The organism is Candidatus Pedobacter colombiensis (genome assembly GCA_029202485.1).
Lineage (GTDB): Bacteria > Bacteroidota > Bacteroidia > Sphingobacteriales > Sphingobacteriaceae > Pedobacter > Pedobacter colombiensis.
On sequence record CP119313.1, the window covers coordinates 151,411 to 176,469 of the forward strand.

Here is a 25,059-nt window from a genome sequence, read left to right on the forward strand (position 1 = left end):
TATTTAAGTATATCAATGGAAGTTTCAATAGCAAAAAAAATTAATCAAATACTAAAGCATGGATTGATTTATGGTTTAACATCTTCTTTGCAAAGTCTTTTAGGATTCATACTATTACCAATTTTAACTAGTTATTATACAACAGAAGAGTTTGGAGTGTATAGTTTGTTGTTAATCATGGGATCTTTTGCAAGTGCTGTATTTTATTTAGGGGCATCCTCAGCGCTTGGACGCTATTATTACGAAGAAGATAGTCAAAAATATAGAGGAGATATCATCTCCTCTGCTATTCAGATTACGGGCTTTGGTGCAATATTATTAATAGTACTGTCAACATTATTCTCCGACTATATATCATCTATTGCATTTAACACAGAAGTTTATTCTTTACATGTTCGATTGGCTTTTTATGGAGTCGCTTTTACATTTCTCTTAAATCTTCTAACTTTAGTGTTGCGGTATGATAATCTGTCTAGGATATTTTTTATGATCTCAATATTTGGTGTAGTACTTAACTTCCTTATAACTTTTATATTATTAGCTAAGTATGATTATGGGATCAAGGCCCCGTTAATTGGGTTCTTGAGTGCAAATGTTACTTGTTTTTTATTATTGTCTTTATACATCCGCAAGTACCTTTCATTTAACCTTAATTTGAAATACTTAAAAGTGTTATTGAAATTTGGGATACCAACCTTAATTTCTGGATTGTTATTCTATATATTGGACCTAGCTGACAGATTTATAATAAAGAGTTTATTGAGCACAGCATCTGTAGGGATTTATTCTCTAGGTTATAAAATAGGGTCGTTAATCAATGTTGTGTTAATTATGCCCTTTGGATTAATCTGGGCACCTATGAGGATGAAAAATGCAAATAATCTCAATGCGACTAGAATCTTAATGGTTAAGGTTACTTCTTACTTTTTTATTACTGGCTTTATTATTATTTTAATGGCAATGCTATTTAGTAGGAATTTGATGCCTATTTTTTTTAAAAAGAAAGAATTCCAAGAATCAGTTCAGATAGTCCCTATTATAATAATTGGCATCTTCCTTTTTGGACTGCAAAATATTCTAGATTTTGGAATTAATTATTACAAAAAACTACATTATTATATTATTACTTCAATTATAGGAATTATTTTTAATGTGGTCGTAAATTATACATTTATTCCAATCTTCGGTTACAAGGCTGCTGCTTATGGAACTATGTTCACTTATTTGTTGACAACTACCTTGATTTTTTTATTCTCATCTCGATTTTTTAAAGTTAGTCTAGAGTGGAGGCGTTTAGCTATACCGACATTAGCGCTAGTTTTAATTTTATTTGCATTTAATTTTTACCCCTATTTTTTTGATAGTTTAATGTGGTCCATTGCTATGTTTTTTTTAACATTGTTTTTGCTATATAAATTTTGGTTAACCAACAATGAACGGTTAACTATCAATAGAATCTTGACTATAAAATAGAACATTTGGAGACATTTTTTAATTAACAATATATGATTAACTCGAAAATACTTTTAGGTTCTTGGATAACCTTAAATCATCCATCTATTGCAGAGATAATGGCTGATACTGGTTTTGATTGGTTATGCATAGATATGGAACATTCGGTAACGGATTATTCTGAAGCACAACTCTTAATAATGGCAATTCAAAGTAAGGGGTTAAAAGCTTATGTTAGGGTTGGTAATAACAATGCCAGAATAATTAAGCGTGTGTTAGATGCTGGTGCGGATGGAATTATAGTGCCTTCTGTTAATTCTGCTGTAGAGGCGAAATTAGCTGTAGATTCAGTTAAGTACCCGCCAATGGGAAAACGTGGAGTTGGCCTGGCAAGGGCCCAGGGGTATGGATTTGATTTTGAGAATTACAGAGATATTACGTCAAAAGAGATAAAATTGATTGTTCAGATTGAGCATATTAACGCGATTAAAGAATTGGATGCAATTATTAGTACAGAAGGCATTGATGGAACATTTATTGGACCATATGACCTATCTGGTTCCATGGGCAAACCTGGAGAATATAATGACAAAGATGTTTTAGAAGCACTTGCCAGTTACGAATTAATAGCAAAGAAATACAATAAGTGGATCGGATATCATGTTGTGCAACCTGAATTTAATTTGGTCGAAGATAAAATTGCTGCAGGTTACAATTTTATTGCTTTTAGTTTTGACGCCTACTTTTTAGGCAACAGCATAAGAAAAGAATTATCAAAAAGGAAAAAATAATATGCGAATTTTAGGAGTTTTGCCAGCAAGGATGGCCGCTACACGTTTCCCAAATAAACCTTTAGCTATAATTCAAGGTATTCCTATGATTGGACATTGTTACCTAAGGAGTAAAATGTGTGATTTACTGGATGAGGTATATGTAGCTACATGTGATGAGGAAATAAAAGATTATGTTGAAGGCATAGGAGGTAAGGCTATTATGACATCTGATGTACATGAAAGAGCTACTGAACGCTCGGCCGAAGCATTGCTAAACATAGAAAAATTAACTGGTCAAAAATTTGATATCGTTGTAATGATTCAGGGCGATGAACCTTTAATTTATCCTGAAATGATCAAAGAGGTATTACAGCCCATGATTGCTAATCCGATTCCCGTTTCTAATTTAATTGCAGCACTCCCAACGCAACAGGAAAGGGACAATTCAAACAATGTTAAAGTTGCAAAAGATTTTAACGGTAGGATTTTATACTTATCTAGAGAGGCTATTCCTTCCAAACAAAAATACAATGGTAAAATTGATGCATTCAGGCAATTAGGATTGATCGCTTTTACTAAGGAAGCTCTTTTGCAATTTGTGTCCCTGGAACCAACACCCTTAGAGGTTATAGAGTCGGTAGATATGAATAGGTTTTTGGAGCATGGAGTGCCAATACAATCGGCAATTACAAATTTTGAGGCTGACTCTGTAGATACTCCTGAAGATTTAGTTCGGGTGGATTTGAAAATGGCTACTGATCGTCTTTTTACAAAATATAAAAATTAATGAAGGTAAAAGTTTCAAATGTTGCCTTTTCGAAAAATCAATTTTTGGTGGAAAAGCTTAAAACCTTTTTCCCGGATGCGGTTATTAATATTGAAGGGAAAAGATATCTTGATAGGGAGTTAATTGATTATTTTTCTGATGCTGATGCTGCCATTGTTGGATTGGAGTTGATCACACCTGAAGTTTTAGATCAACTGCCCAATTTACGTGCTATTGCAAAGTATGGAGTTGGCCTGGACAACATTGATATCCCTGCCTGTGAAGAGCGCGGGGTGAAAATAGGATGGACAGGTGGGGTAAATAAGGATTCTGTTGCAGAAATGGTGGTTGGGTTTATGCTGGCCTTAAGCAGAAATCTTTATGTAACTTCAAATCAACTTAAAAGTGGTACCTGGAACAAAAACGGAGGCTCGCAATTAGTAGGTAAAACTATTGGAATAATTGGTGTTGGCCATATAGGTAAGACATTAATTAATTTATTAAAGCCGTTTAAATGCAGGGTTTTGATAAACGACATCTTAGATATAAGTGATTATGCTTTGGAAAACAACTTAGATGTAGTTGATAAAGAATACCTTTTTAAAGAGGCTGATATCATTTCAGTGCATACGCCATTAAATAATGATACGCGAAATTTATTTGATGCCGAAGTTTTTGAAATGATGAAAAAAACTGCTTTTTTAATTAATACTGCAAGAGGTGGGATAGTAAACGAGAACGATCTAAAGCATGCACTTTCTAATGGAATAATTGCAGGTGCTGCACTGGATGTTTTTGAAATTGAGCCACCAAATGATAGAGAATTACTCCAGCTGGAAAATTTAATCTGTACGCCCCACACTGGGGGCAATTCTTATGAAGCTGTTGTTGCAATGGGCTTGTCGGCGATTGATCACTTATTAAACTATAGAAATAAACTACTGAATAATGAATAAATTAAAAGTTGCAATCGCTGGTTACGGGATTGTAGGTAAAAGACGACACCATTATATAGATCAGCATCCTAATCTGGAGGTTGTGGCCGTTTGTGACCAAAACTATGACCATGACTTCGTCGATGGAAATGTTCATTGTTATACAAACTATCATAAATTATTAGAAACAAAAGATTTAGATATTTTATTTGTTTGTTTACCCAACAATATAGCAGCGGAAGTAACAATTGCTGGATTAGAACGGGGGTTACATGTTTTTTGTGAAAAACCTCCTGGTAGGACCGTTGAAGATATTCGAAATGTTATTGCTGTAGAATCTAAATATCCTAAACTAAAATTAAAGTATGGTTTCAACCATCGTTATCATGACTCTGTAAGAGAGGCTTTACGTATCTTAAAAACTAAAGAGTTAGGGGAAATTATAAATCTTAGGGGGGTATATGGAAAAAGTAGAATCATACCCTTTTCAGGTGGCTGGAGATCTGAAAGAGAATTAGCTGGTGGTGGGATTTTGTTAGATCAGGGTATCCATATGCTAGATTTAATGCGGCTTTTTTGTGGCGAGTTTAGCGAAGTCAAAAGCTTTATTTCAAATGATTACTGGAAACATGATGTGGAGGATAATGCTTATGCATTGTTAAAAAGTAAGCATTGCGTTGCAATGTTGAATTCTTCTGCTACGCAATGGCAACATAAATTTGCATTAGAGATCTCGTTGTCGAAAGGCTATATCGAATTGCATGGGATTTTATCCGGCTCAAAAAGCTATGGTGAAGAAAAAATAGTTTTAGGCTATCGTGATGAAGACTCGGACAATGGCCAGATGGAATGTAGAACTATTAAGTTTTTACAGGATAATTCCTGGAGAGATGAGATATTCGAATTTACTACCGCAATCCTCGAAGACAAACCAATAGAATCTGGTACTAGTAATGATGCATTGGAAACGATGAAGCTGGTATATAGTATCTATTTCAGTGATACCGAATGGAGTAATAAGTATAATATTTTAAATCCCAATATATAACAACAATGAACAATTTAGACAAACTTTATACGGACAGCGGCTTTCAAACAGAGGCGTTTATTAATGGGTACACTAATTATTTAATCACCCTATTACAACAATTAGATACTAAACGGATTGCTGAATGCATCGAGCAACTTGAAGAAGCCAGACAAAATTCAAATACAATTTTTGTAATTGGTAATGGTGGATCGGCGGCAACAGCATCTCATATCGGAAATGATTTTGGACTTGCTGTGCTTAAAAAAACTACAAATCCAAACAACAAATCTTACAGAGCTTTAGCATTAACGGATAATATTTCGGTAATTTCTGCTATAGGAAATGATAGTTCTTACGATGATATATTTCTTGATCAACTTAAAGTACATTACAGAAAGGGTGATAAATTAATAGTGATTTCAGCAAGTGGAAACTCTCCTAATTTAGTTAAAGCGGCTCAATGGTTTAAAGAAAAAGGCGGAATTGTAATGGGCTGGTTAGGGTTTGATGGTGGTAAATTAAGTGAAATCGCACAAATTCCGCTGGTAGTGACTACGCCTAAGGGGGAATATGCACCTGTTGAAGATATTCATTTGATTATCAATCATATTATCGTTACCTGGATGCAATTCCATATCATGAAGGAAGATGGAACAATATGAACTTAAATTTTGAAGATAAAATAATTCTGGTTACTGGAGCTACCAGGGGCATCGGCAAGCAAATTGCAGATGATCTTCATAAGCTTGGAGGAACCTTGATTATTACAGGGACCCACGAAGAGCAAATAGAAGCTTTGAATAAAACAGCCCTGGAGGCTGGAGAGAGAAAGCATTATTTTTGTGTGGATTTAAGGTCGGACATAAGCATCGATAATTTCCTTTTGAACCTGAAAAAATTTCCTAAAATTGATATTTTAGTTAATAACGCAGGACTTAATAAACATAATAGTGTTGAGGATATTATTACCGAAGAATGGAATGATATGATGGCTGTGAATGTAACGGCTCCTTTTAAGCTTATCAGAGATATTAGTCCGCGAATGATTAATAATGCCTATGGCAGAATTATTAATATTGCTTCTATATTTAGTAAAATTGGTAAAGAAAGAAGAACTTGCTACACCACAACTAAATTTGGTATAAACGGATTAACTTTAGCTGTAGCCAATGATCTATCCAGGTATAATATACTCGTAAATACTGTGTCACCAGGCTTTATTATGACTGATATGACACGCGCTAATCTAAGTCCGGAAGAAATTGAACAGCTTGCATCGCAGATTCCCGCTAAAAGAATGGGTAAGGTGGAAGATATATCCAATGTGGTGGCATTTTTAGCAAGTGACCTGAATTCATATATTACTGGGCAAAATATTATAGTTGATGGAGGATTTGTTAATGTCTGATAAGATTGTAATTAAATCAAAGTTTAAGGAATATGATGTTGAATTTATTTATGATTTAACAGACCATCTGCTAAATAACTTTGATGAAAGTGCTGTTTTAGTGATAGACTCACATGTTTATGCTATTTATAAAAATGAATTGTCTGCCGTAACTGAAAAGTTCAGAACTGTTTTTTTGGCACCTGAGGAATCGGCAAAAACAGTTGATTATGCGCAAGAGATAATTGAAAAGTTACTGGACTGTACAGTACGAAAAACTGATACTCTGGTTGCTATTGGTGGTGGAATTACACAAGATATCGTTGCGTTTATTTCCAGCATTATTTTTAGGGGGGTAAATTGGGTTTTTTATCCAACTACTTTGTTAGCACAAGCTGATAGTTGTATTGGTAGCAAAAGTTCAATTAACTTTAAAAAATACAAAAATCTTCTCGGTACATTTAATCCCCCGAACCATATTTACATCTACCCTGTATTTTTAAAATCATTGTCGGAAAGTGAAATCAGGTCAGGTATTGGGGAAATTATGCATTATTTTTTAAATGATGATCTGGAAAAAGCAGAAAGATTAATGGCCGTTCATCAGGAAATTTTAAAGGATGTCAGTATAATTGTTCCCTTTATAAAAGAGAGTTTATTAGTGAAAAAGGCCATTATTGAAATTGATGAGTTTGACACAAACATCAGACATATTTTTAATTACGGGCATACTTTTGGCCATGCAATAGAAGCCATAACTAATTATGCAATTCCGCACGGACAGGCTGTTTCTATAGGTATGAATATTGCGAATTATTTCTCTTTAGAAAAAGGTATGATTACAAAAGAAGTCTTTCTGAAGATGTATGAACTGCTTAAATTAAATATGCCTGAATTTAAGATTACAAATGATAATATTGACATCTATTGTGGAGCACTCTCTAAAGATAAAAAGAATGTAGGTGCAAAACTTGGTTGTATCTTAACTGAGGGCCCAGGCAAAATGAAGAAGTGCTTTATGGAGATGGATGATGCATTTAAAACATCATTATTAGATTATAGTCAACAGTATTGATAATTAGATCCATGGAAATAATTGGCCTTTCATATTTCCTTAACAAGGATACACCAGTATATGGTGGACGAAAAGATGTTATTGAAATTAAACAAGTAACGAGTATAAATAATGGAGATACTGCTAATAACTTGCAAATTTCATTTCCAAATCACGCTGGAACACATATAGATTTTCCATATCATTTTTCCAATGATGGTAAGAAATGTGAAGATTATGATCCTTCTTTTTGGATTTTTAAGCGTATCGGTTTTATTAAATGTTCGGTAGACAAAATTGAAGAGGCTATTGTTAACTTACCTGGCGAAATTGAGCTTTTGATTTTAAAAACAGGATTTGGCTCAAAAAGAGAGTTCGAAGAATATTGGGAGCAACAGCCTGTTATTAAGGCCGGGTTTGCTGATCTGTTTAGATGCAGATTTTCAAATCTTAGGGCATTTGGTTTTGATATGATTTCTTTAACCAGCAAGTTGGATAGGGCTGAGGGAAAAGAAGCGCATATCCAGTTTCTGATTGAGAATGATATACTCATTATTGAAGATATGAAATTAGATGGTTTAGATGAATGTCCTGATATGGTGATTGTTTCCCCTTTACTGATCAGTGGGGCAGATGGTGTGCCTTGTAATGTTGTTGCTTTATTTAATGCTAATTAAATATGGTAATTAAGACGGCAAAGGATGAGATCCAGCAATATCTTAGAGACCAGGCAAATTTGGTTGGAGATTGTGATAAAGTGATAATAGTTGAAAATAGCTTTGAGGTTTCTGAAATACTTGTTGAAGCAAATCTCTTAAATATTCCGGTTACGGTTTGTGGTAATCATACCAGCTTAACCGGAGCGTCGCTACCATCAACAGGATGGGTAATTTCTACAGAAAAACTCAATCGGATAATTGAAATTAATGTAGAAGAACGCTACGTTGATTTGGAACCGGGGGTTACATTAAAGGACCTGCAACTAGCATTAAAAGAACATAATTTATTTTTTCCTCCGGACCCGACAGAGGATTCTTGTTTTGTTGGAGGTATGATAAGTACAAATGCTTCAGGCGCCCGATCGTTTAAGTACGGGGCTGTAAGGGAATTTGTAACGCAACTGGAAATAACTCTTCCTCAGGGACAAACAATCGTATTAAAAAGAGGAAATTCCATCGATGGAAGGCAGTTTACGCTTGATATCAATCATAATGAAGCTATTGATTTTAAAATCCCCGAATCTTATATCCTACCTGAAGTAAAAAATAACGTGGGGTATTATTTAAAAGAGAACATGGACCCATTGGATTTATTTATTGGGGCTGAGGGAACCTTGGGGATAATAACAAGATTAAGATTAAAGTTGGCTGCAATACCTGTCCACTGCATTTCACTCGTTGTGTTTTTCGATGACTTTGACTTAAGCTTTGATTTTTTAGATAAAGTAAGAGAAATGTCGAGAAGTGAAGCAATTGGATATGAGGTTAAAATTGCTGCGCGTGTAATCGAATTTTATGATCAACAGGCTTTAAAGTTATTAAGGACAAAGTTCCTTGATATTCCGGAAGAGGCTAAGGCGGCCTATTGGATCGAACAAGAGTGTAATAATGGGCAAGAGTACAATGAATTATTAGATTTATGGGAGGCATTTTTAAGTAACTTCATCAGTAAATTGGAGAATATATGGCTTGGTGCGGATGAAAGTGACAGACTTAAGATTGTAGGTATGAGGCATTATTTACCAATAATTATTAATGATTTGATCGCTTCAAGGGGAATTCGAAAACTAGGTACAGATATTGCTATTCCAGACAGTGAATTTAAGAATTTTTATAAAATGGCAATAAGACAAGTCGAAGCTGAAGAAATTGAATATGTCGCATTTGGCCATTTTGGCAATTCCCATTTACATCTGAATATGCTGCCGTCTAACCCATCGCAAATGGTCGAGAGCAAAAAAATATATGATTACCTGTGTTTGGAGGCAATTAAGAGAGAGGGAACATTTTCAGCCGAGCATGGAACGGGTAAATTAAAAAAGAAATATTTAATCTATATGTTTGGCGATCCAAATGTTCAATTTATGAAATCTGTGAAAAGACATTTTGACCCGAATGGTATTTTAGGAAAAGACAATTTATTTGAAAATTAGATGAAAGTAACAGAAGAAGAAATCAGGCCGGAAAAGATCTTTGCCGAGTATTTGGAATTAACAAATAAGGACGTTGTTACTTATTTTTCAAATGTCCCGACAAGTGAAATTGTATGTCCCGCTTGTGGCGGTACCGGTAAGATCTGGGCAACAAAGTCTGGTTTTTCTTACCGAGAATGTAATGATTGCATTTCTATTTATGTTAGCCCTAGGCCGGCCAGGGATGCTTTTGATGCATATTATACTGATTCCCCATCTACTAAATACTGGGCTACAACTTTTTATAAGGTTACTGAGGCTGCAAGAAGGGAGAAATTGTGGAAACCAAAGGCCCAGATGGTTAAGGATATAATTGAAAAGAACCAGGTTAGTTCAAAAATCAATACGGTAATAGATATTGGTGGTGGTTACGGTGTATTTGATGAGGAACTAAAGAAAATAATGAATATTAACGCCATTGTTATTGAGCCTTCTATGCATTTAGCTCAAATTTGTAGGGACAAAGGATTAGTAGTTATAGAAAAATTCATGGAAGATATCTTGCCAAACGAACTGCCAGATGGTAGAAAGTGTTTTGTGAGTTTCGAACTTTTTGAGCATCTGTATGATCCCGAGGTTTTTTTAAAAAATGTATTGGAAGGGATGCAAAAAGATGATTTATTTATTTTTACTACATTGAGTGGAATGGGGCTTGATATTCAGATTTTGGGTGAACATGCTAAAGCCATTTCTCCTCCTCATCATTTAAATTTTCTTAATCCCAAGTCTGTTTCTAAACTATTAGAGAAAGTTGGTTTTAACGTACTTGAAGCGAAAACACCAGGTAAACTTGATGTAGATATTTTGAAGAATAATACTCAGTTTATAAAAGATAATTTTTGGCAGAATTATTTTAAGTATGCCACACAAGATGAACAGGATGAAATGCAGTTGTTCATTGCAAACGCAGGCCTAAGTTCGCATATGATGATTACCTGTAAAAAGCCATAATTATGAAATTTGTTGATATTTCTGGTTTTGGACATTCTGGAAAAAGCGTTGTAACAGATCTCTTAAAGGAGTTTAAAGGGTACAATGTACCCCATTATAACTTTGAGTTTAATTTATTACGATTGCAGGGAGGACTTATTGATTTGCAACATGCGTTAATAGATAATTGGTCACCCATAAGATCGGATTCAGCCATCAGAAGATTTGAGAAATTAATAAGGAGGATTGGGCCAAGTGCAAACATAAGAAAACCCCACACTCTTTTTTATGCTAATGGTATGAATTATGATGCGGCCTTCAATGGTATGTTTACCGAAATAAGTCAACAATATTTAGAAAGAATTGTTAATTACAAATATATAAGTGAGTGGCCCTATAAATTGATAGATGATCCACCCTTAAAACAGTTTGTGGCCCGATTGCAAACTAAGCTTAAATTTAAATCACAGCATCTAACTGAAATTAGCGTTACCTCACTTAATAAAGTGCAATTTATTTTAGAGACACAAAATTATTTGTCGTCTTTGTTTGATGCGATTAAAAACCCAGGAGATACTGCGGTGGTAATGCATAATGCATTTGAACCCTACAATCCAGTTTCGGCAATGAATTTTTTTTCAAATTCTAAATTAATTGTAGTTCAGCGAGACCCCAGGGATATTTATGCAAGTGTGACAAATAATCATGGTGGGTATGTTCCAAAATTTGAAACTTCGAAACATTGGAAACTAAAGCAGAGTATGCTTGTCGTTAATGACCTGGATCGTTTTTGTGAACAACAACTGGTTTGTTACAATCATGTTGTTGCTGGAAGTGACATTAATATTTTACGGTTAAGATTTGAAGATATCGTATTAAATTATGAGTCTGTTCTAGAAAAAATATATGCTTTTTTAGGGGAAACAAAAGAAGTACATAATAATAAAGGCCGGTTTTTTAAACCGGAACTTTCCATGAAGAATATAGGTCTCTGGAAAAGTAGTAATAATATGGATGGCATTGCTCATATTGAAAAAGTGTTAGGCGAGCAATGCTATTATGAATGATAACCACCTGGTGGAAATCGAAATGGATAATGTAACTCATTAAAAGTTATATTTGCCAATATGATTAAAATGAGTTTTTATAAATTATGATAAATAGTAATTAATGATTAAAATAGCGCTGATCGGTTATGGCTACTGGGGACCGAATCTTTTAAGGAATTTTTCAAATCTGAATAATTGTGAAGTAAAAATGGTAGCTGACTCAAGAATTGAGCGGTTACAATTAATAAGTAAATCGCATCCAAATGTCGAGTGCGTAACGGATGCACACGATGTGCTAACCAGCCCAGGGATAGATGCGGTTATTATTGCTACACCTGTTTTTACCCATTATGCCATTGCTAAAAAGGCATTGGAAAATGGCAAACATGTACTTATTGAGAAACCAATGACGGCTTCTGTATCTGAAGCGCAGGAACTGATAGATCTTGCAGCTAGGTGGAATTTACTAATAATGGTAGATCATACATTTCTTTATACTGGAGCAGTGCGTAAGTTGAAAGATTTGGTTACTTCGCAGGGCTTAGGTAAAATTAAATATTTAGATTCTACAAGAATCAACCTGGGCTTATTTCAACCAGATATAAATGTACTATGGGACCTTGCTCCTCATGATATATCTATCCTTAATTTTTTAATAGATGAAAAACCGATTAGTGTAAATGCAACAGGTGTTACGCATACAAATAATGGAATTGAGAATATTGCTTATCTGACGTTAAATTATTCATCTGGATTTATTGCACATTTTAATTGCTCTTGGTCATCTCCCGTTAAGGTAAGGCTTATGCTTATTGGAGGAGATGAAAAAATGGTTGTTTATAATGACTTAGAGCCAACTGAAAAAATCAAAATCTATGATACTGGTTACGAACATAAAACAGATGAAGATAAAAACCGAATTATGGTAGACTATCGATCAGGAGATATTTTTGTTCCTAAGTTAAGTACAACTGAAGCACTTCAAAACATGGCCCTTGACTTTGTTGCTGCGATAGAAAAGAACGGTACGCCTATATCAAATTTTAATATTGGTCTTGATGTAGTGAAGATTCTTGAAGCATCTGATAAATCTCTTAAAAACGGCGGCAAGGAAATATTAATCTAATAATTTTAGAATGGAAAACTTAACCCTGAATAACGATAAACAGAGTTTAAATAATGTCAAAGTTGGAAAAGATGTTAAAATTTTCAATTTTGTTAATGCATACGGATGTAGCATTGCTGATGGGACAAAGGTTGGAGCCTTCGTGGAAATCCAAAAAGGAGCTTCTATTGGAAAAAATTGTAAGATTTCTAGTCATAGTTTTATCTGTGAAGGCGTGCATATAGAAGATAATTGCTTTATAGGACATGGTGTGATGTTTACAAATGACCTATTTCCACGAGCAACAAATTCAGATGGAACACCACAATCCGAAACGGATTGGAATTTAATAGAAACATTTGTAAAAAAGGGGGCATCAATAGGTAGTAATGCTACTATACTATGTGGAATCACGATAGGCGAAAATTCACTGGTCGGAGCTGGCGCCGTTGTAGTTCGTGATGTACCAGCTAACTCTGTTGTAGCTGGAAATCCCGCTAAAATTATTAAAGAAATTTAGAATAAAGAGATGAAAAGAATCCCTTGTCTTGATCTTCAAGGTCAACATCAAAAAATAAAAAGTGAAATCTTTGAAGCATTTGAAAAAGTTTATGCTAAAACGGCATTTTCTGGAGGACCATTTGTTCAGGAATTTGAAGATTTATTTGCTACTTATATCGGTGCGGAATATGCTATAGGAGTGAGTAATGGCACTACTGCATTGCAGTTGGCTATGTTAACACTAAATATTGGACCTGGTGATGAGGTCATTATGCCGGCTAATACTTTTATTGCAACTGCATGGGGGGCATCACATGTTGGGGCAACTCCTGTCTTTGTTGATTGTGATGCGGATACCTGGGAAATTGATGCCAGCAAGATAGAAGAAGCAATTACGTCGAAAACTAAAGCGGTAATTGGTGTACACCTGTATGGACAGCCTTTTGATATTGACGCGGTAAAAGCAATCTGTGATAAACATAATATTTTTTTAGTTGAAGATGCAGCCCAGGCTCAGGGAGCCTGGTACAAAGGAAAAACTGTAGGAACTTTTGGGGATATAGCCTGCTACAGCTTTTATCCGGGAAAAAATTTAGGAGCATGTGGAGAGGCTGGAGGTATTACTACTAATAACCAGGCTTACAAAACACATTTACACTCACTAAGAAATCATGGCTGTTCAGTGCGGTATTATCATGATGAAATAGGATATAATTTTAGAATGGGAGGACTTGAAGGTGCTTCCTTGTCTGTAAAGTTAAAATACCTTGACGAGTGGAATAATAGAAGAAGGGAAGTCGCCACAAAATATCAACAAGGTATTAATAACCCTAAAATAAAAATGCAGTTGAAGCCCGAATGGGCTGATGGCGTTTACCATATTTTTGTTGTCACGACAGAAAATAAAGATAAATTTGTTAAGCATTTAGATGTTAATGGTATTGATGCGGCTTTCCATTATCCTGTTCCTTGTCATCTGCAAAAAGCTTACAGCAATTTGGACTACAAGGAGGGTGATTTTCCTAATTCAGAGTATTTAGCAAGTCACTGCGTCTCGCTTCCGATGTTTGCAGAACTAACAGATGAAGATGTTTTAAAGGTGATAGAAGTTGTAAATAGTTATAATGGATAAACTGATCATATTTCCCTTTAATGGGAACGGGCTTGAAGCACTAGACTGCATTCAAGGGCAATATGAATTAATAGGGTTTGCTGATGATCTGAAAGAAAAACAGGGTATCGAGAATCAGTATTTTAAAGTTTATTCAAGAGAACTTATTGACAAGTATCCCGAAGCATTTGTATTAGCCGTTCCTGGGAGTCCTACCAGTTATAGCGAGAGGGAAAGAATAATTAAATCCCTTAAAATCAGATCAGATAGATTTGCGAGGGTTATACATCCAGGCGCAAGTGTGTCTAAACTTTCGAGTATAGGCTTCAACGTTCTTTTAATGGCCGGAGTTGTTATTACAAGTAATGCTGCTATTGGCAATCATGTGTGTGTATTGCCAAATACAGTGATACATCATGATTCTTCAATTGGAAATTACTCATTGATTGGTTCTAATGTTACAATTGCCGGCAATACTAAAATAGGGGATTCGTGTTATATTGGAAGTGGAACAAGTATCATTAACAATGTTAATATTGGTGCTCAAACACTAATCGGAATGGGAAGTAATGTAATTAGGTCCCTAGATGTAAAATCCAAAGCTGTAGGTAATCCAGCTCGTTTAATTGAATAACTTTATTTTTAATAAAATTAATATGAAAAAAATGGAACATATACTTGTTACAGGAGGCGCTGGTTTTATAGGATCTCATTTGGTAGATCATTTGATTGACCTTGGCTATTTTGTGACAGTTGTTGATAACTTAGCAAACGGTAAACTGGATAATCTTAAAAATGCGTTTGAAAGTGAAAAATTTAATTTCATTAATGGGGATATTCTTTCTCAGGAAAGTTGTGAAAAGGCTTGTGAAGGGGTAGATTATGTATTTCATTTGGCATGTTTGGGTGTCCGTCATTCTTTGCATAGTCCATTTGAAAACCACAGGGTTAATGCCGAAGGCACATTAAATATGCTACAGGCAGCATCGGTTAATAAAGTTCAGCATTTCTTTTATATTTCAACATCAGAGATTTACGGAAAAACAACTAGTTTTCCCATAAATGAGAATTCGGCTACTATACCACTTACAGTATATGGCTCTTCTAAACTTGTTGGTGAGCATTACGCGCATTCTTATAGAGAATGCTTTGGGCTTAACTCAACTGTTTTAAGGATTTTTAATAATTATGGGCCAAGGGCCCATTATGAAGGAGATGCAGGAGAGGTTATACCACGCTCAATAGTACGGATATTAAATAATGAGCAACCTATAGTTTTTGGTGTTGGTAATATCACAAGGGATTTCTATTATGTAAAAGATACAGCTGCTACTCTGGCATCTCTAATTCCATTAAGGGATAACCTTATAGGTGTTACGATGAATATTGGGACCGGAGAGGAAATTTCAATGAAGGAATTGATTGAACAATTACTTTTGGAAATGGATAAGGAAAGTTTAGGTATAAGATTTTTGCCCGACAGGCCTGCAGATGTTCCGAGGTTATGGGTTAATAACACTAAGTTCAAGCAATTGGTAAATTATACCCCCAAATTTTCCTTCAAAGAGGGATTAGTGAACACAATTAAATATTATAGCGAATTATCGGTAAATAAAAACCTTCTATCGGAGGTAAAAGATACAAATTGGAATTAATATGATACCTATAGCAAAACCATATTTAACAGTCGAAGAAGCTCAATCCGCTTACGATACCATTTTAACAGGCTGGATTACTCAGGGGCCAAAAGTTCTGGATTTTGAGGAGAAATTTGCAAAATATACCAATGCAAAGTATGCAGTAGCGGTATCAAATTGTACGACAGCTCTTCACTTATCAATGATTGTAGCGGGAGTGGAAAAGGGAGATGAAGTTATTTGTCCTTCGTTGAGCTATATAGCTTCAGCCAATTGCATTCAATATGTTGGAGCTATACCTGTTTTCGCAGAAGTTGATCCATTAACTTATAATATTGATGTTAAGGATGTTGAACGTAAAATTACTCCTAAAACCAAAGCTGTTTTAATTGTTCATCAAATAGGACTGCCTGTTGATATTGATGCTTTTAAAGAGTTATGCGAAAAGTATAATTTAAAGTTGATTGAAGATGCGGCTTGTGCTATTGGATCGGCTTATAAAGGGGAAAAAATAGGAAGTCATTCCGAACTAGTTTGTTTTTCTTTCCATCCTAGAAAAGTTATTACTACCGGAGATGGGGGTATGATAACTACAAATAGAAAAGATTATTACGATCGCCTTAAATTGTTACGTCAGCATGGAATGTCAATAAATGATCGGGTTAGGCATGAGTCTAAAAATGTTCTTTTTGAAGAACACGTAGAATTAGCGTATAATTATCGGTTAACTGATATTCAAGCCGCTGTAGGAATTAAACAGTTGGAAAAATTAGATGATATTGTTAGTCAAAGGAGAGAAATTGCCTTTCAATATTTAGAAGCCTTTAAGGATATTGAATCAATTAGGCTTCCATATGAACAAGACGGGTTTTTTAGCAACTATCAATCTTTTAGCATTTATTTGAAAGATAATTGCTTGATAGCTCGTAATGAATTAATGCAGTGTTTGCTTGATAAAGGGATTGCAACTAGACGAGGTGTAATGACTATACATAGGGAAGTTGCTTATCATGAAAAATGTAGCAATCTATCTCTCCCCATTTCGGAAAACGCGTCTGATAATAGCATTATTATCCCGCTATTTGTTCCAATGAAACAAGAAGATATTGACACAGTAATACTTGAATTAAGAAACGCTCTGTTAGGGAATTAATATTTGTTGTATAAATATGAATGTCTGACTTCACATGCTCGATTAACAAAATGAACATAACTTTTTTCTTCCCCTATCCATATATAAGTGGAATTCCGGTTCTGTTTTCAAATGTTGCAAACTATTTACTGAGCACAACGGACATTAAAGTCAATATTATTGATTATAAAGACGGAGCTTTAATAAGGAGTTGCATAAAGCATGACAACCTTAATTTTATAGAATTTAAAGATTTTGAGCCTTGTAATTTAGATTTAGATACATTTCTGATATTACAGGCAGGACTACCGTATAAGCTTAGGAATGAGCTTAAAATAGGGAAATCCGTGAGGATATTTGAGTGGGCAGCTTTTGAATATAATTTGGTGCCCAATTTATCAAGAATTGGCGCTGTTCGGCGCTTGCAGGAGAAAAGTAGTGTAATCTATAATTTGCTTAGGGTATTTGATTATAAAAAAAATATAATACTTTCAAAATGGACCGAAGAACTAATTTCAAGGGGGGCTATAGCCTTCATGACAGAGATTATATTTAAAACTACGCAGAAATATTTAGGTGGCTCACAGAATGTCAAACCTGTATATCTGCCTAATTTAGGAACTGGAAATTCATTATATAATGCTGAAAGATTAAAAGGAAAAAGCCAAGAAGTTAAACAATGCATGGAAATTGCTTGGCTAGGAAGAATTGCCGATTTTAAAATCAGCATTTTGAATTACAGCATAAAAAAGATAAAACAGATTGCAACTAATGAGGGGCTCCGGATAAATTTTCATATTATAGGAGATGGCGAATATGGAAATTCAATTGAATTTGATGGTGACAATGAGTTCTTCTGTCTGAAAAATATTGGGTCCCTTTCAAAAGCGGATGTTGATCTATATTTGGAAAAGAATATACATTGCTTATTTGCTATGGGAACTTCGGCTTTAGATGGAGCAAGGTTAGGGCTTCCTGTTGTGTTGTTGGATTATTCCTATTCGAAAATTGTTGGTGATTACAACTTCCGCTATCTACAACATGCCACCGGATTTGATTTAGGGCATCCAATTACTGCGATTGATTTTGTGCCAGATAACGTTTCTTTAAAGAATATGATTTTTGAAATGAAATATCATTATTTGATAAAATCAAATGAGGTATTAGAATATTATATGAAAAATCATTCGGTGGAGAAGATTACAGCAAAACTAATAGAATTGATTAAAAATAACCATTATTATTACACTGAAATACCAGCAGACCTTAAAAGCCTGAGTGTTATAAGGAGGCTTTATTTATTATATTTAAAGAAATTTCAAAAGCGATATTATAAGGTATAAGATGATAAAACGATTGTCAAAATCAGTAGTAGGTATTAAAGAAGCAGAGGCCGTTTCAAAAATAATTGTTGAGGATGGCTATTTGGGCATGGGAGCGGAAGTAGGTTTTTTTGAAAAGGATATAGCAGATTACTTAGAAATTCCAGTGGGAAATGTAGTTTGCGTAAATACGGGAACATCCGCACTGCATCTTGCTGTTGAATCTATAATGGAAAGAGGAGATGAAATTTTAGTCCCCTCGTTTACATTTTTAGCGTCTTATCAAGCTATCTCTGCTTCAGGGATTATTCCAGTTTCATGTGATATATATGAAGATACTTTTACATTGGATTTAGAGGATGCGGAAAAGAGAATAACTCCAAAAACTAAAGCTATAATGGCAGTTCACTACGCCAGTAATCCAGCTAATCTTGATAACATATATAATTTTGCGAAAGAAAAGGGGCTAAGGGTTATTGAAGATGCGGCACATGCTTTTGGCTGTACTTACAAGTCAAAAAAAATCGGTTCTTTTGGTGATATTGTATGCTTTTCTTTTGATGGAATAAAAAACATTACTTCAGGAGAAGGAGGAGCTCTGATTACATCGGATAAAGAAGTTCTTTCAATAGTTAAAGATGCGCGCCTGCTTGGAATAGAAAACGATTCGGCTAAGAGATATGCTGGTCAACGGAGTTGGGACTTTGATGTTAAAAGGCAGGGGTATAGGTATCATATGAGCAATATTTTTGCTGCAATTGGTCGGGTTCAATTAAACAGGTTTGAGGCTGAGTTTGCTCCAAAACGGAGAAAATTATTTGCCGAATATCGCAGCCTACTCTCAGGTAATCGTAATATTGTACTACAAAGTTTCCTTGATACTTCTGATATTATCCCTCATATTTTTTGTATAAGGGTTTTGGATGGAAAAAGAGATGATTTAAAGCAACATCTTGAAAGTATCCAAATACAAACTGGAGTTCATTATAAGCCGAACCACTTGTTATCATTTTATGATAATTCAGGTGTAAAACTACCTGTTACTGAAAAATTATACGGTGAGATCCTTACATTGCCTTTGCACCCTGAATTGGATTCAGCAGATGTACAGGAAATATGCTTAATTATAAATAATTACTTAACTAATAAATGAAAACAATTTTGTTAGCTGGAGGTCTTGGGACTCGTTTAAGCGAAGAAACTACCTTAAAACCAAAACCAATGGTTGAGATTGGTGGTATGCCTATTTTATGGCATATTATGAAAACTTATGCGGCATATGGTTTTAATGATTTTGCTGTTGCCCTGGGTTATAAAGGAGATGTTATTAAAGAATTTTTCCTCAATTATAAGCTCCATAAAAGCGATATGATCGTCAGTTTGAAAACAGGTGATTTAAAATTTGAAAATGATCAATCAGAGGACTGGACCGTTGGGTTACATGAAACAGGGGCAAATAGTATGACTGGTGGTCGGTTGCTCAATCTTAAAAAACTTTTCCAGCCAGGTGAGACTTTCATGCTTACTTACGGGGATGGTGTAGCAGATATAGACATTTCAAAACTAGTCGATTTTCATAAGTCTCATGGGAAAATCGCTACCTTGACAGCCGTACGGCCACCGGCTCGCTTTGGGTCTATACTGATGGAAGATTCAGGACATATTTTGGAGTTCAAAGAGAAACCTCAGGTTGGAGAGGGATGGATTAATGGAGGGTATTTTGTTTTTGATTATAGGGTGTTTGACTATTTGAAAGATGATCAGACAATTTTAGAAAGAGATCCTTTAGAAAACCTGTCGAAGGATAATGAGTTAGTGGCGTATAGACACGATGGTTTTTGGCACTGCATGGATACAATAAGAGATAGAGATAATTTGAATGAAATTTGGGCTGAAAAGACAGCTCCTTGGAAAAAATGGTAGATAATGTTTGGAGAAATATATAAAAATAAAAAAGTATTAATTACAGGTCATACAGGATTTAAAGGATCATGGCTGACAACATGGCTTTTAAATCTTGAAGCTGATGTAGCAGGTTATTCTGTTGGCTTACCTAGCTCACCTTCGCATTTTGAAGAGCTAGGACTTGATACGAAGATTAAGCATTATTTGGGGGATATACGTGATTACGACAGCTTTAAGAAAGTTTGTGATGAATTTAGGCCGGAGTTTATCTTTCATCTTGCCGCTCAACCTCTGGTAAGAGAGTCATATTCGGATCCCAAGGAAACTTTCGAGGTAAACATGTTGGGTACCCTTAATGTTTTGGAAGTCATTAAGCAAATGAAGGATGTCATAAAAGTAGGGGTTATTATTACTAGCGACAAATGTTACGACAATGTAGAATGGGTATATGGTTATCGGGAAGATGATAAATTAGGCGGGGAAGATCCGTATAGTGGATCTAAAGGAGCTGCAGAATTAATCTCTAAGTCTTACATGCATTCTTTTTTTAAATCCGGATATCCTAATATTGCTACGGCGAGAGCTGGTAATGTAATAGGTGGAGGAGATTGGGCTAAAGATAGGATTGTACCAGACATTGTTCGTTCCTGGTCTGAAAATATAACAGTTGAAATCAGGAACCCTAATAGTACCAGACCATGGCAGCATGTTTTAGAGCCTCTAAGCGGATATTTATGTCTGGGAGCGGAATTATATAACGAGAGTTCATCATATCGCAATCAGGCGTTTAATTTTGGGCCTGATTCACATGTTAACAAAAATGTTGGTGAATTACTCGATGAGATGAAAGAACTTTGGGTTAATTCTCCAGGTTGGATTAACGAAAATGTGGATGACGGGAAGAAGGAATCGAATCTGTTAAAGCTTAGCTGTGATAAAGCTAATATCATGTTAAAATGGTATCCTACGATGGGATTTGAAGAAACGATTGAATTTACTACAGAATGGTATTTGAATTTCTATCAAAAAGGTTTAAATGTTTTTGAATATACCAACGAGCAAATAAATTTTTATACAAAAAAGGCGAAGGAACAGAATATTCTCTGGGCATTGAAATAATGGATAAAGGATTGACAATTGACGGTTTAATCATTTCCGGTTTAAAACAGATTCGTGACGAACGGGGAGCTGTATTTCATTACTTGCGATCGACGGACCCTTCTTTTAAAGGCTTTGGAGAAGCCTATTATTCTAAAATAAATGAAGGCGTTATTAAGGGATGGAAGTTGCATAGAAGCGTGTATCAAAATTTTTGCGTACCGTATGGCGCGATAAAATTAGTGATATATGACAATAGGGCAGGGTCGGTTAGCGAGGGTTGTATAGATGAAATTATTTTGAACGATGATTTAAATTATTCTCTTTTAAGCATGCCTCCTGGTCTGTGGTATAGTTTTAAATGTGTATCTAAGAATTTTGCTTTATTGGCAAATATAATTGACCAAACTCATTTTTATGGAGAATCAGAGAATTTACCTCTGGATACAAGTTTAATAAAATATGACTGGAGTAAATAACAAATTACCATTGGTTAGCGTAATTATTAATTGTTACAATGGCGAAGAATATTTAAAGGAAGCAATTGATTCTGTATTTTCTCAAACTTATACTAACTGGGAAATTATTTTTTGGGATAATTGTTCGACGGATTATAGTGCCCAAATCGCAACCTCCTATGGAGAAAAGCTAAAATACTATAAGGCAGAAGAGAACAAACCACTTGGACAAGCGAGAAATTATGCTGTCGAAAAGGCAGAGGGGAAATATATATGCTTTATTGACTGTGATGATATATGGTTAAATGATAAATTGGAAATGCAGGTTGATCTGATGGAAAGGAATCCACAATACATATTATGCTACGGTAGTATTGAGGAAGTTTTTTTAAATGGTCAGCATTTCAGAAATGTATTAAATAAATATGATAGCGGCTTTATTTTAGATCAATTACTCTTTCAATATGATGTGAATATATTAACAAGTATGATTAGTATGCCTCTATTAAGGGAGTCTGGACTGAAATTTGATTCCGAAATAACTGCTTCAGAGGAATACTGCTTATTTATGCAACTTGCAAGTATTTATGAAATAGGTGTTATAAAAGCGATTTTGGCCAAGTATAGGGTACATGAAAATTCTCTGACATCAAAAAGTCTGCACAAGCTTGGTTATGAAAGACGCTATACCTTAAATCGAATTCTTAAAAATAACCCTGAATTACTATCGGAACATAAAAAAGGCTTTCAGGAGGCCTATGCCCGGGCAAATTACTACGATACACGGTGGCTGATTTCTAGCAACCAGAAGTTTAAAGCTTTTAAAATGATGGTGCCAACAAGTTTTGTTAGTAAGAGTTATTTTGCTCTAACTCTTTTAACTTTAACGCCCAAACGTTTATGGGATTTAGTTCATTTAAAATTTAGGAACAGAACGTGATATGGGACGAAAGGGTTATTTTTCAAATTTTAAGATTGATTTAGCGAATCCCACAATAATATATACATTATTGTGGATATTTAGCTTTATCCTTTATTCTTTAGAGTTTACTAATAACATTATTGGACTAAATGAAAAGACTATAGTATTAATATCTGGTTCTGTTCTAAGTATATGGATGATTTATCTTTACATGTCTATACAAGGATTATTTGGATCTAATGTTGTAAGCAACTTAAAAATGCCCTTCCCGCAAAAAAATCCGGCTTCCAAGATTGATTATTTTAAAAATATTATCCGAATACTTACAACAATATGGCTCATTTTTACTTTTTTTGAAATAGTTTATTTTAAAGGTATTCCATTAATATCAGTTGTTATATTAGGCCAATATGATTTAGATTATAAAGCGTTTGGATTGCCAACAGTACATGGATTTTTAAACGCTTGTTATTTAACAATTGTATCTTCTTATGCAATCCTCTATTATAGCGAAAAGAGAAGAAAATACCTGCTTTATATAGTAGTTTTTTTGCTATGGCCAGTTCTGTTAATGTCGAGAGCTCTAATACTTTGGGCCTTGATAGAAGTTTTTTGTATTTATTTGATTTTTTTTAAGTTAAACCTTACAAGGATTTTAAAAACAGTAGGTTATGTATTTGCTTTTATATACATATTTGGCTTTATAGGAGATAACAGGGGAGAAGTCTCCGAAACTAAATTTACTGACAATTTCATAAAGGATGAGTATAAAGATGTCTCTGATTATATCCCAACGGGATTTGTTTGGGTATATTTGTATTTAACGACACCAATTAACAACATCGTTTGGAATATAGATAAAGTTGAACCTAAGTATAATTTAAGATATACAACTGCGAGCTTAATCCCTTCTGTGATCCGGGATCGAATCTATGTGCAGGAAGACGAAAAATATTCAGTTGAATTGTATGATGAAGCTTTTAACGTGTCAAGTTACTTTGCTAATTATTTAAAAGATTTTGGAATATACGGTGCATTAATAATAGGTGGAATTATTCAGGTCATCATATTGAGATTTTTTTTTTCTGCACGCCAATTTGAAATTGGAAGTATGTTGGCTTTTTCATGTTTGTTTTATGCGCTTGCCTTGTGCGTATTTACAGACTTCTTTTTTAGCTTAGTGACGGTTTTTCAAGTGTTATTAGGCCTATTTATTAATTATTTGTTATATAGTAAAACAAAGAAAAAAATATATGCTCAAAAATAAAATTCTATTAATTACCGGAGGTACTGGGTCTTTTGGAAATGCGGTTTTAAGTAGATTCCTGAATACCGATCATTTTAAAGAAATTCGAATTTTTTCAAGAGATGAAAAAAAACAGCATGACATGCGTGTGGCTCTTAATAATCCTAAATTGAAATTTTATATTGGTGATGTTAGGGATTATACCAGTATTGAGCAGGCAATGCGTGGTGTGGATTATGTTTTTCATGCGGCAGCATTAAAACAAGTTCCATCTTGTGAATTCTTTCCCTTAGAAGCGACTAAAACAAACGTTTTTGGAACTCAAAACGTTATAGATGCAGCCGTAGTTAATAAGGTGACTAAAGTGATTTGCTTAAGTACTGACAAGGCCGCATATCCTATTAATGCCATGGGAATTTCAAAAGCACTAATGGAAAAAGTTGCTATTGCCGCTTCGAGAAATATTACTGCTAATGCTACAACGGTATGTCTTACACGATATGGAAATGTAATGGCTTCGAGAGGATCTGTTATTCCATTATTTTTACAGCAAATAAAAAGCGGGGAAAGCATTACAATTACAGATCCTCGAATGACTAGATTCTTAATGTCACTGGACGAAGCTGTAGATCTCGTTCTATTTGCATTTGAACATGGTGGGCAAGGAGATTTATTTGTAAATAAAGCTCCTGCCGGAACGATTGGAGATTTAGCTCAAGCTTTAAAAGAACTTTGTGGATCAACTAACGAAATTAAAATTATTGGTACCCGTCATGGTGAAAAATTATATGAAACATTATGCACCAGGGAGGAAATGCTTAAAGCGGAAGATATGGGAGAGTTTTACCGTATTCCTGCCGATAATAGGGATTTAAACTATAATCAATATTTTTCAGAAGGAGAACAGGATATGTCCAAAGTTGAAGACTATCATTCGCACAATACCCAGCAAAAGGACATTGAGGGTATGAAACTGTTGCTTACTAAATTACCATATATTAGAAAGGAAATTTTCGGGGAAATAGATGTTAATCAATATTTCGGATAGGATATTG

At 34.6% G+C, this 25,059-nt stretch carries 26 protein-coding genes; all 26 read left to right on the forward strand.

Annotated features, from left to right (window positions below; genetic code table 11):
• The first annotated feature begins 15 nt into the window (after positions 1 to 15).
• The 26 genes from P0Y49_00605 to P0Y49_00730 all read left to right on the forward strand — a co-directional run bounded on the left by P0Y49_00605 (position 16) and on the right by P0Y49_00730 (position 25,052).
• Complete coding sequence (locus P0Y49_00605; protein ID WEK19655.1) at positions 16 to 1,473, forward strand: oligosaccharide flippase family protein; 1,458 nt, start codon at positions 16 to 18, stop codon at positions 1,471 to 1,473.
• 32 nt (positions 1,474 to 1,505) lie between these two features.
• On the forward strand, positions 1,506 to 2,243 hold the full coding sequence (locus tag P0Y49_00610) for an aldolase/citrate lyase family protein (protein WEK19656.1): 738 nt from the start codon (positions 1,506 to 1,508) through the stop codon (positions 2,241 to 2,243).
• A gap of 1 nt (position 2,244) precedes the next feature.
• The gene (kdsB, locus tag P0Y49_00615; protein WEK19657.1) at positions 2,245 to 3,012 is read left to right on the forward strand and encodes a 3-deoxy-manno-octulosonate cytidylyltransferase; all 768 of its coding nucleotides are present in this window, start codon (positions 2,245 to 2,247) and stop codon (positions 3,010 to 3,012) included.
• Positions 3,012 to 3,947 (forward strand): phosphoglycerate dehydrogenase, encoded by a 936-nt coding sequence (locus tag P0Y49_00620; protein WEK19658.1) that lies wholly within the window; start codon positions 3,012 to 3,014, stop codon positions 3,945 to 3,947. The genes kdsB and P0Y49_00620 overlap by 1 nt, the downstream gene beginning before the upstream one ends.
• On the forward strand, positions 3,940 to 4,974 hold the full coding sequence (locus P0Y49_00625; protein WEK19659.1) for a Gfo/Idh/MocA family oxidoreductase: 1,035 nt from the start codon (positions 3,940 to 3,942) through the stop codon (positions 4,972 to 4,974). The genes P0Y49_00620 and P0Y49_00625 overlap by 8 nt, the downstream gene beginning before the upstream one ends.
• Positions 4,975 to 4,979: 5 nt before the next feature.
• A complete protein-coding gene (locus P0Y49_00630; protein WEK19660.1) occupies positions 4,980 to 5,618 on the forward strand; it encodes an SIS domain-containing protein in 639 nt (212 codons plus the stop codon).
• A complete protein-coding gene (locus tag P0Y49_00635) occupies positions 5,615 to 6,364 on the forward strand; it encodes an SDR family oxidoreductase (protein ID WEK19661.1) in 750 nt (249 codons plus the stop codon). The genes P0Y49_00630 and P0Y49_00635 overlap by 4 nt, the downstream gene beginning before the upstream one ends.
• Entirely contained in the window at positions 6,342 to 7,418 is a 1,077-nt protein-coding gene (locus P0Y49_00640) for a hypothetical protein (GenBank protein ID WEK19662.1), read from the forward strand. Before P0Y49_00635 ends, P0Y49_00640 begins: the two co-directional genes overlap by 23 nt.
• An 11-nt stretch (positions 7,419 to 7,429) precedes the next feature.
• Positions 7,430 to 8,074 carry a cyclase family protein gene (locus tag P0Y49_00645; protein WEK19663.1) on the forward strand — a complete coding sequence of 215 codons (645 nt, stop codon included), beginning with the start codon at positions 7,430 to 7,432 and terminating at the stop codon, positions 8,072 to 8,074.
• Between the two features lie 2 nt (positions 8,075 to 8,076).
• On the forward strand, positions 8,077 to 9,549 hold the full coding sequence (locus tag P0Y49_00650; GenBank protein ID WEK19664.1) for an FAD-binding oxidoreductase: 1,473 nt from the start codon (positions 8,077 to 8,079) through the stop codon (positions 9,547 to 9,549).
• Positions 9,550 to 10,539, forward strand: coding sequence for a class I SAM-dependent methyltransferase (locus P0Y49_00655; GenBank protein ID WEK19665.1), 990 nt, complete (start codon positions 9,550 to 9,552; stop codon positions 10,537 to 10,539).
• Between the two features lie 2 nt (positions 10,540 to 10,541).
• Positions 10,542 to 11,585, forward strand: coding sequence for a sulfotransferase (locus tag P0Y49_00660; GenBank protein WEK19666.1), 1,044 nt, complete (start codon positions 10,542 to 10,544; stop codon positions 11,583 to 11,585).
• 103 nt (positions 11,586 to 11,688) lie between these two features.
• Entirely contained in the window at positions 11,689 to 12,693 is a 1,005-nt protein-coding gene (locus P0Y49_00665) for a Gfo/Idh/MocA family oxidoreductase (GenBank protein ID WEK19667.1), read from the forward strand.
• Between the two features lie 10 nt (positions 12,694 to 12,703).
• Entirely contained in the window at positions 12,704 to 13,192 is a 489-nt protein-coding gene (locus P0Y49_00670) for an acyltransferase (GenBank protein WEK19668.1), read from the forward strand.
• Between the two features lie 9 nt (positions 13,193 to 13,201).
• Positions 13,202 to 14,305 carry a DegT/DnrJ/EryC1/StrS family aminotransferase gene (locus P0Y49_00675; protein ID WEK19669.1) on the forward strand — a complete coding sequence of 368 codons (1,104 nt, stop codon included), beginning with the start codon at positions 13,202 to 13,204 and terminating at the stop codon, positions 14,303 to 14,305.
• On the forward strand, positions 14,298 to 14,918 hold the full coding sequence (locus P0Y49_00680; GenBank protein WEK19670.1) for an acetyltransferase: 621 nt from the start codon (positions 14,298 to 14,300) through the stop codon (positions 14,916 to 14,918). The genes P0Y49_00675 and P0Y49_00680 overlap by 8 nt, the downstream gene beginning before the upstream one ends.
• A 31-nt stretch (positions 14,919 to 14,949) precedes the next feature.
• Positions 14,950 to 15,939: an SDR family NAD(P)-dependent oxidoreductase gene (locus P0Y49_00685; protein ID WEK19671.1), complete on the forward strand. Its 990-nt coding sequence runs from the start codon at positions 14,950 to 14,952 to the stop codon at positions 15,937 to 15,939.
• 1 nt (position 15,940) lies between these two features.
• Positions 15,941 to 17,074 (forward strand): DegT/DnrJ/EryC1/StrS family aminotransferase, encoded by a 1,134-nt coding sequence (locus P0Y49_00690; GenBank protein WEK19672.1) that lies wholly within the window; start codon positions 15,941 to 15,943, stop codon positions 17,072 to 17,074.
• Positions 17,075 to 17,124: 50 nt separating this feature from the next.
• Complete coding sequence (locus tag P0Y49_00695) at positions 17,125 to 18,396, forward strand: hypothetical protein (protein WEK19673.1); 1,272 nt, start codon at positions 17,125 to 17,127, stop codon at positions 18,394 to 18,396.
• Position 18,397: 1 nt separating this feature from the next.
• A complete protein-coding gene (locus P0Y49_00700; protein ID WEK19674.1) occupies positions 18,398 to 19,528 on the forward strand; it encodes a DegT/DnrJ/EryC1/StrS family aminotransferase in 1,131 nt (376 codons plus the stop codon).
• Positions 19,525 to 20,298: a glucose-1-phosphate cytidylyltransferase gene (gene rfbF, locus P0Y49_00705; GenBank protein WEK19675.1), complete on the forward strand. Its 774-nt coding sequence runs from the start codon at positions 19,525 to 19,527 to the stop codon at positions 20,296 to 20,298. Before P0Y49_00700 ends, rfbF begins: the two co-directional genes overlap by 4 nt.
• A gap of 3 nt (positions 20,299 to 20,301) precedes the next feature.
• Complete coding sequence (gene rfbG, locus P0Y49_00710; protein WEK19676.1) at positions 20,302 to 21,399, forward strand: CDP-glucose 4,6-dehydratase; 1,098 nt, start codon at positions 20,302 to 20,304, stop codon at positions 21,397 to 21,399.
• Positions 21,399 to 21,857: a dTDP-4-dehydrorhamnose 3,5-epimerase family protein gene (locus tag P0Y49_00715; GenBank protein ID WEK19677.1), complete on the forward strand. Its 459-nt coding sequence runs from the start codon at positions 21,399 to 21,401 to the stop codon at positions 21,855 to 21,857. Before rfbG ends, P0Y49_00715 begins: the two co-directional genes overlap by 1 nt.
• Positions 21,841 to 22,776 carry a glycosyltransferase family A protein gene (locus P0Y49_00720; GenBank protein ID WEK19678.1) on the forward strand — a complete coding sequence of 312 codons (936 nt, stop codon included), beginning with the start codon at positions 21,841 to 21,843 and terminating at the stop codon, positions 22,774 to 22,776. The genes P0Y49_00715 and P0Y49_00720 overlap by 17 nt, the downstream gene beginning before the upstream one ends.
• Before the next feature lies 1 nt (position 22,777).
• Positions 22,778 to 24,025, forward strand: coding sequence for an O-antigen ligase (locus P0Y49_00725; GenBank protein WEK19679.1), 1,248 nt, complete (start codon positions 22,778 to 22,780; stop codon positions 24,023 to 24,025).
• Entirely contained in the window at positions 24,012 to 25,052 is a 1,041-nt protein-coding gene (locus tag P0Y49_00730) for a polysaccharide biosynthesis protein (protein WEK19680.1), read from the forward strand. The genes P0Y49_00725 and P0Y49_00730 overlap by 14 nt, the downstream gene beginning before the upstream one ends.
• Positions 25,053 to 25,059: the final 7 nt, after the last annotated feature.

Bases quoted from the DNA above. Each gene is read 5' to 3' on its own strand.
- kdsB (WEK19657.1), top strand. From the start codon at position 2,245: ATGCGAATTTTAGGAGTTTTGCCAGCAAGGATGGCCGCTACACGTTTC.
- P0Y49_00640 (WEK19662.1), top strand. From the start codon at position 6,342: ATGGAGGATTTGTTAATGTCTGATAAGATTGTAATTAAATCAAAGTTT.
- P0Y49_00660 (WEK19666.1), top strand. From the start codon at position 10,542: ATGAAATTTGTTGATATTTCTGGTTTTGGACATTCTGGAAAAAGCGTT.
- P0Y49_00675 (WEK19669.1), top strand. From the start codon at position 13,202: ATGAAAAGAATCCCTTGTCTTGATCTTCAAGGTCAACATCAAAAAATA.
- P0Y49_00630 (WEK19660.1), top strand. From the start codon at position 4,980: ATGAACAATTTAGACAAACTTTATACGGACAGCGGCTTTCAAACAGAG.
- P0Y49_00695 (WEK19673.1), top strand. From the start codon at position 17,125: ATGAACATAACTTTTTTCTTCCCCTATCCATATATAAGTGGAATTCCG.
- P0Y49_00690 (WEK19672.1), top strand. From the start codon at position 15,941: ATGATACCTATAGCAAAACCATATTTAACAGTCGAAGAAGCTCAATCC.
- P0Y49_00670 (WEK19668.1), top strand. From the start codon at position 12,704: ATGGAAAACTTAACCCTGAATAACGATAAACAGAGTTTAAATAATGTC.
- P0Y49_00725 (WEK19679.1), top strand. From the start codon at position 22,778: ATGGGACGAAAGGGTTATTTTTCAAATTTTAAGATTGATTTAGCGAAT.
- P0Y49_00645 (WEK19663.1), top strand. From the start codon at position 7,430: ATGGAAATAATTGGCCTTTCATATTTCCTTAACAAGGATACACCAGTA.
- P0Y49_00665 (WEK19667.1), top strand. From the start codon at position 11,689: ATGATTAAAATAGCGCTGATCGGTTATGGCTACTGGGGACCGAATCTT.
- P0Y49_00715 (WEK19677.1), top strand. From the start codon at position 21,399: ATGGATAAAGGATTGACAATTGACGGTTTAATCATTTCCGGTTTAAAA.
- P0Y49_00650 (WEK19664.1), top strand. From the start codon at position 8,077: ATGGTAATTAAGACGGCAAAGGATGAGATCCAGCAATATCTTAGAGAC.
- P0Y49_00730 (WEK19680.1), top strand. From the start codon at position 24,012: ATGCTCAAAAATAAAATTCTATTAATTACCGGAGGTACTGGGTCTTTT.
- P0Y49_00610 (WEK19656.1), top strand. From the start codon at position 1,506: ATGATTAACTCGAAAATACTTTTAGGTTCTTGGATAACCTTAAATCAT.
- rfbG (WEK19676.1), top strand. From the start codon at position 20,302: ATGTTTGGAGAAATATATAAAAATAAAAAAGTATTAATTACAGGTCAT.
- P0Y49_00620 (WEK19658.1), top strand. From the start codon at position 3,012: ATGAAGGTAAAAGTTTCAAATGTTGCCTTTTCGAAAAATCAATTTTTG.
- P0Y49_00655 (WEK19665.1), top strand. From the start codon at position 9,550: ATGAAAGTAACAGAAGAAGAAATCAGGCCGGAAAAGATCTTTGCCGAG.
- rfbF (WEK19675.1), top strand. From the start codon at position 19,525: ATGAAAACAATTTTGTTAGCTGGAGGTCTTGGGACTCGTTTAAGCGAA.
- P0Y49_00625 (WEK19659.1), top strand. From the start codon at position 3,940: ATGAATAAATTAAAAGTTGCAATCGCTGGTTACGGGATTGTAGGTAAA.
- P0Y49_00720 (WEK19678.1), top strand. From the start codon at position 21,841: ATGACTGGAGTAAATAACAAATTACCATTGGTTAGCGTAATTATTAAT.
- P0Y49_00605 (WEK19655.1), top strand. From the start codon at position 16: ATGGAAGTTTCAATAGCAAAAAAAATTAATCAAATACTAAAGCATGGA.
- P0Y49_00635 (WEK19661.1), top strand. From the start codon at position 5,615: ATGAACTTAAATTTTGAAGATAAAATAATTCTGGTTACTGGAGCTACC.
- P0Y49_00685 (WEK19671.1), top strand. From the start codon at position 14,950: ATGGAACATATACTTGTTACAGGAGGCGCTGGTTTTATAGGATCTCAT.
- P0Y49_00700 (WEK19674.1), top strand. From the start codon at position 18,398: ATGATAAAACGATTGTCAAAATCAGTAGTAGGTATTAAAGAAGCAGAG.
- P0Y49_00680 (WEK19670.1), top strand. From the start codon at position 14,298: ATGGATAAACTGATCATATTTCCCTTTAATGGGAACGGGCTTGAAGCA.